The sequence below is a fragment of the Roseofilum sp. genome, from assembly GCF_982964205.1.
In genome coordinates this window covers 1-6,507 of sequence record NZ_CEZBFX010000178.1, presented here as the reverse complement: position 1 = coordinate 6,507, position 6,507 = coordinate 1, and the positions used below count along the sequence as shown (strand labels likewise).

Genomic DNA, 6,507 nt, shown 5'->3' with positions numbered 1-6,507 from the left:
ATAGTTCCGATCGGGCTTTCAGCCTTTTTTCTTTATTATACTCTTCCCAGAGTGAAAGAAGAGGGATACAGCGCCTTGCGCTGCTATGAGGTACATTGTTGATCGTAGATTCGAGTTGTCATTGCGACCGCAGGGAAGCAATCGCCAAGATTTGGGGATTTTGCGATTGCTTCATTCCACTTCGTTCCATTCGCAATGACTTATCTCAATGAGACTGTACTCCGTTACAGCGCTTTGCGCTGTAAGTTAATTCGATTTCTGGGTGGCGAAGCTCTCTAAGGCGACTTCAAGGCGAAGGACTTTACCCCAAAGGAAGAGAAATCACAAATTCAGTTCCTTGTCCCAATTGTGAAGAACAGGTGATTTTTCCACAATGCTTTTTGGTCAGAATTTCACAGGCGATTGCCATGCCCAAACCTGTTCCTTTGCCGACTTTCTTAGTGGTAAATCCCTGCTCAAATATTTTCGCCTTTACAGATTCTGGCATTCCCATGCCATTATCGATAATTCTGACCACAACATCCTGCTTTTTTTCGCTCAAATCAGTCGTAACAGTAATATAATTAGGGTCTTTTTCTATCTCTTCAAAAGACTTGTTTTTGCTCTTTTCATCCAGAGTATCGATCGCATTTGCTAAGATATTCATAAAGACTTGATTGAGCTGTCCCGGATAGCATTTCAGTTCGGGAATATCACCATAATTTTTTACAATTTTAATGGCGGGACGTTGCTCATTCGCTTTAAGGCGGTATTTTAAGATTAATAAAGTACTGTCAAGACCCTCGTGCACATTAAACTCAGTTTTGATATCTGTATCTGCACGGGAAAAGGTTCGCAAAGATGTGCTAATATTAGCAATGCGTTTCACTCCTTGTTGCATAGAAACAAGAATTTTGGGAATATCTTCGAGCAAAAAGTCGAGATCTGCATTTTCAATCTCTTCTGCTAAGTCAGGGCTAGGTTCGGGATATTCTTGGCGATAGGCTTGGATAATTGCCAACAGATCGACAAGAGTGTCTTTAAGCATCGTGATATTACCAGTAATGAAACTCAACGGATTGTTGATTTCATGAGCGACTCCCGCTACAAGATTACCTAATCCTGCCATTTTTTCCTGTTGAACCAATTGCATTTGCGACGATCGCAATTTCTCTATCGCTTGAGTCAAATCAGTCGTGCGCTGCTCCACTTGCTTTTCTAAGTTTGCCCTCAACTTTCCCAACTGTAAGTGCGTCTTCACCCGTGCTAGCATTTCCGCCTCGCGAAACGGTTTGGTAATGTAATCGACGGCTCCCAAGTCAAATCCTTTGATAATACTCTTGTCGTCTGATAGAGCCGTAATAAAAATGATGGGAATACTGGCAGTATTGGGGTTGTCCTTAATTTGCCGACAGGTTTCAAAGCCATCCATGCCTGGCATTTGAATATCGAGGAGAATCAGATCGGGAACATAGGTTTGCAAGCGCTTGAGAGCGCGCTCACCACTGGTTACAGCAGCAACAATATAACCGGCAGGAGATAAGGTGTCCGCTACCACTTGCAAATTGGCTGGCGTATCATCAACAGCTAAAATTTCCGGTTGATGGTCAGCTTTATTCTGCATGATATCCCCCTTCGGTTAGATATTGTTGCAGGATATCTTCGATTTCCTCTGTGGCAAATTGGTTGGCTAGGTCGAGTAAGGGTTGAGTAAACGAGATATACATTGAATCATGACAGGTAAGTTTTTCTAGGGCTTCAGACAGCTCTCGAATCCGATCTTGCTGTGCCAAATCTAATAAGTTGCTGAGGATCTCAGGTGCTGGCAGAACCATTGGGGTAGCGGTTGATTCCGAAAGCGCCTCCGTATCCTCTCGATCTTCATAAATCCATTGTAAATCCAAGCATTCCGAGACTGCTGCCAACAATTCTTGAAAATCGACGGGTTTGTTGAGGAAGCAATCGCCCCCTGCATCCATTGCTCGATATTGCTCCTTTTCACTCACGGATGCGGAAGAGACGATAATTTTGTGATGTTGCAAGTCTTTGGAACTCCGGATATGCTTGAGGAAATCAAAACCATCCATCACAGGCATAAAGAGGTCGGCGATCGCTAAATCGGGTGAGTTCTCCCGTAATTTTTCTAAGCCTTCGCGGCCGTTTTCTGCTTCAATGATTGTGAAGTCGAGGGGAGTGAGTAAGTTGGAGACAACAGTGCGGTTTTCCCAGCGATCGTCCACGACGAGAATTGTACGCCGATCTCCCTCGTAACCGATAATGCGATCGCGCCAGCGATGCGGAGCATTATCGCGCCCCTCTAAACCGATCTGTCGTGTTGCCCAATCGACAGCGAGGGGCAAGTTAACGGAAAAGGAAAATTCGCTTCCTCGACCCAATTGGCTAGTGACTTCAATCGTACTACCCATTAACCCAACAATTTGCTTGGAGATAGCCAATCCTAACCCGGTTCCTTCAGATTGTTTTTGGCGATCGCCAACCTGTTCAAAGGCTTCAAAGAGTTTGGCTAGATCGGCTTGGGCAATACCCACCCCAGTATCGATCGCTTGAAAAAATACGGTTGCACTGGTTTCCGACTCGGAAATCACATCTACCCGCAGCCTCACGGAACCGCTATTCGTAAATTTAATGGCATTGCCCAAAAGGTTGATTAACACCTGTCGTAGGCGTTTTTCATCCACTTCTACTCCTTCCGGCAGGCGAGAGCTGGGCTGATAAATGAAATCAATTCCTTTTTGTTGGGCTTTAATTTTGCACATTTCCACCACACTTTGTAAAAGAGAGGGAAAATAAACAGGAATGGGATTCAACTCCAGTTTACGAGCTTCGATTTTGGACAAATCTAAGACATCGTTAATCAATGTTAGTAAGTGAGAACCACATTGATGAATGATCGTTACCCCTTTGCGATCCGCTTCGGCGAGGGTTTTAGATCGTCCTAAAATTTGTGCGTAGCCGAGAATGCCGTTGAGGGGCGTTCTCAATTCGTGGCTCATATTGGCTAAAAACTCGCTTTTAGCTTGGTTGGCTTGTTGGGCTGCTGCTTCTGCTTCTTTGTAGGGGGTAATATCTTGAAAAATACCAATAATTCCCATGACTACGCCTTCAGTATTGTAGAGGGGAACTTTGCTAGTTTCAAGCCAACTCATTGTTCCATTGCCTTTGGTAATCGGTTCGACAATCCCTAATTCTGGTTCCCCAGCATTCATCACTTTGCGATCGTACTCAATGTACAAATCTGCTTCTTCGCGAGACCAAGGCATATCATAGTCGGTTTTGCCAACAATCTCTTCCGGCTTCATGCGGGCAACTTGGGCGAAACTGCGATTGCATCCCAAGTACACATTCTCGCGATTTTTCCAGAAAATAGATTGGGGGATATTATTCATAACTAAATTGAGCAACTGTTGGGACTCGGATAGCTCTTGGGTTCGTGTCTCCACTTTTTGTTCGAGATTTTGCGAATAATCTTGCAACTGTTGAAATGAGGATTTCAGTTGGGTTGCCATATAACTGAAGGAATTGGCAAGCTCTCCGAGTTCATTACCCCATTGGGTGGGTAAAACTCCATCTGAGTGCCCATCGGCCACAATGTCTACACCATCACTTAAATTACCTTCGGCGATTTGCTTGGCGATCGCCGTCAAGCGTCGAATGGGAGAAGAAATTACATTAGCCATGCCAAATCCCACGCTAATGGCAACAAGGGTCGTCCCTAAAGCGAGGAGGAGATTATTGCGCGTTTGAATATTAATGGGTTGGAGAAAAACAGATTTTGGGCGCAAATAAGCAACTTTCCACGGTTGGCTTTGGCTCAGGTGAATCGCACCTGCATATTCTATATTCTGCTCTTGGGACAGAATGCTCGTGAAGTAGGGGCGATCTGGGTTAAAATTGGCAGCAAATTTGTCAAATTCTGTCAGTTGAGTGGCTCTATCGGTAGGCAGAGAAGCCGGCAAGCGATAGGTTTGCTGTAATTCATCAAGGGTTTCGGGTTGAGGAGGAGCGAGAAATTGAAATAGAAGCTCTTCAAGCTGTCTCCCTCCATCTTGATAGCCTTGACCCAAGCGCAAATTGCGATCGTCGAGCAGAATAGGAAAAGACAAAGAACCGGCTAAATTATTATTTTCTAGGATGAGGTTTTGGAGTTTGGCGGCATGGTACTGACTGCGTAATATGCCAACCACTTCCCCCGTTTGGCGATCGCGGATCGATTGGCTGAAATACAAGTAAGGCTGACCGTCAACCTCAGAAAATTCTACATTGGAGACAAAAGGCTCTCCCGTTTCTAGGGCAATTTGGAAATAGTCCCGATTCGACTCGTCCCATACCCTTTGAGGGGTGCGGGTATCGAGGAGATTTTGTCCATTGGTATTCAGAAGAGCGGAGGAAACTAAAAAGACGGTATCTTTGGCGATCGAGGTCTTTAGAGTGTTGAGTGCCTGCTCTCTAACCGAGGGAGAAGCATTGGGTGCAGCTTGTAAATAGGTGGCAAGGATTTCTTGTTGCGCTTCAGTAACAATAACCGTCAAATTGATGCGAACGAAGGCATCAAGAGTTGCCGCCGTTTGGGACGCGGCTGCATTCAGGGATTGATTGGCCGATTGAATCAAAGCTGTCCGCGTAGTCTGGTAATTCCACCAAGCAAATCCCGCCAGGGGAGTCAGAGCAATGAAGCAAAATACCCCTAACAGTTGATGGCGCAAGCTGTAATGATTGAAGAAACACTCAATTCGTGAGCGAATATTCCTAGGAATCGCTTTCATAGTTTTGAGTTAGAGGGTTTCTGTTGCTCGGGCAGCAGCTTGCGCCATGTTGTTTAGGGTGGTTCGGATGCTTTGTTGGTTGGTCATTAATTTTCCCAGTTCCATGGGGAAGCGATCGAAGCCCACTTCAATCCAATTGGAATGGTGGGGTTCCGTTCCCATGCGATTTTCAATGGCATCTAAGGTGACCTCAAAATAATTGGCAACTTGGGGATTGGCTCCAAACCCTATTTTCAAGCGAGGATCGCTGTAGGTGCTGCGGCGAACGCTATTGGTTTTGCTCAATAGGGCTGCCCGAGTCATGGTGTCTGCGCTGGTGAGCCATTGCAAAAAGACCCAGGCTGCATCTCGATTTTTGCTGTAACGAGAGAGCGCCAGACTACTGCCCCCTTGACGGCTCACACCTGGAACTTCGCCGAAACCGCATTCGCTCTCTGGACGCAGGGCAATGGCTTGAGGACAAGGAGCGACTGCCACTTTTCCGGATATTTGGGAGTTAGCCGATTCTTCAAACCAGGGAAAAAATTCCCCCCACCCAATTGCGACACCTGCGCGACCTTGACGAAAAGCATTGGCTTGTCCGCTCCAATCCCAGGTTATGGCTTCGGGGGGGGCATATTGTCGTTGGGCGAGGAGGTATTCCATTGCGGCGATCGCCCGGTCGTCATTAATGGCTGGTGTGCCATCGGCATGATAAATCGACCCACCATGGGCCCACAACCAAGCGGTCATATTAGCATGTAAGCTATAGTGCCCCACTTTCCACTGTTCTACCGTTCCATAGATTTGAGGGGCTTTGGCTTCAGTAATGACTTGCATGGTCTCCAAGTAGTCTTCCATGGTCATGGGGATCGATAATCCTAATTCCTCCAAAATATCTGGGCGGTAGAACAAAATCAAGATCGGAATATCATAGGGGATGGCAGCCAACTGTCCTTGATAGGAGGCAATATTGGCAACTAACGGGGAGAGAAAATCCTCAAAATTGTAGTTGGGATATTGCAGGTCGCTGTTTTCTAGTAATTCTTTAGGATTTACTCCGACTTCAAGAAAACGACCGATCCAAGCCTGATCCCAGTACATGATGTCATAGGTTCCGGCTTCTCTGGCGATGTCTTGCTCGATACGCCCAAACACGCGATCGAGGGGGAACCTATCCCATTGCACGTCAATTCCTGTTAGGGGAATAAATTCTTCTTGTACAAATTCCCAAGCCACATTAGCGCCTGGGGAATCTTCAGTAATTAATCGCACTGTCGTGCCGGAAAATCCTTGGCCTACATCTTTAAGAAAATGATAGGCATCTGTTCCTATCACACTTGGCGATTCCAAACCGCGAGTTTCTTCTATGGATAATGGAATAGAAGAAGATGGAGAAAAACGACGACAGGCTGTTAGTGCAGAAGTTGCACTCCACCCCAACGCGGCTGATGTTCCCCAGCGCAGTATATCTCGTCTTTTCATTTATTGAACACTCTTTAAAAGAGGGGGGCAAATCGTTATTATCGTTAAAAGAATGTGCCTTCTATGAGACCATCTTATCCTGTCTCGAAGAGTTAGCCAGATAAAAGTTCACATGCTTATATTACCGATCGCCCTCTTGAGTATTCTTTTTGATAGCTACGATTGATGACAATGCTTAGTGCTGCAATTGGGAATTGATACAGCGCTTCGCGCTGCTATGAGGTGCATTGTTGATCGTAGATGTGAGTTGTCATTGCGACCGCAGGGAAGCAATCGCCAA

3 protein-coding genes are annotated in these 6,507 nt (G+C 46.0%); all 3 read right to left on the bottom strand.

Translation table 11 applies throughout. The features are described from left to right. Window positions 1-301: 301 nt before the first annotated feature. The 3 genes from AC3A14_RS23605 to AC3A14_RS23595 are packed head-to-tail and all read right to left on the bottom strand — an operon-like array spanning window position 302 to window position 6,227. On the bottom strand, window positions 302-1,603 hold the full coding sequence (locus AC3A14_RS23605; protein WP_318736053.1) for a sensor histidine kinase: 1,302 nt from the start codon (window positions 1,601-1,603) through the stop codon (window positions 302-304). Continuing rightward, window positions 1,593-4,763, bottom strand: coding sequence for an ATP-binding protein (locus tag AC3A14_RS23600; protein WP_318736050.1), 3,171 nt, complete (start codon window positions 4,761-4,763; stop codon window positions 1,593-1,595). Before AC3A14_RS23600 ends, AC3A14_RS23605 begins: the two co-directional genes overlap by 11 nt. A gap of 9 nt (window positions 4,764-4,772) precedes the next feature. After that, a complete protein-coding gene (locus tag AC3A14_RS23595; protein WP_318699731.1) occupies window positions 4,773-6,227 on the bottom strand; it encodes an ABC transporter substrate-binding protein in 1,455 nt (484 codons plus the stop codon). Window positions 6,228-6,507: the final 280 nt, after the last annotated feature.

Bases quoted from the DNA above. Each gene is read 5' to 3' on its own strand.
- AC3A14_RS23600 (WP_318736050.1), bottom strand. From the start codon at position 4,763: ATGAAAGCGATTCCTAGGAATATTCGCTCACGAATTGAGTGTTTCTTC.
- AC3A14_RS23605 (WP_318736053.1), bottom strand. From the start codon at position 1,603: ATGCAGAATAAAGCTGACCATCAACCGGAAATTTTAGCTGTTGATGAT.
- AC3A14_RS23595 (WP_318699731.1), bottom strand. From the start codon at position 6,227: ATGAAAAGACGAGATATACTGCGCTGGGGAACATCAGCCGCGTTGGGG.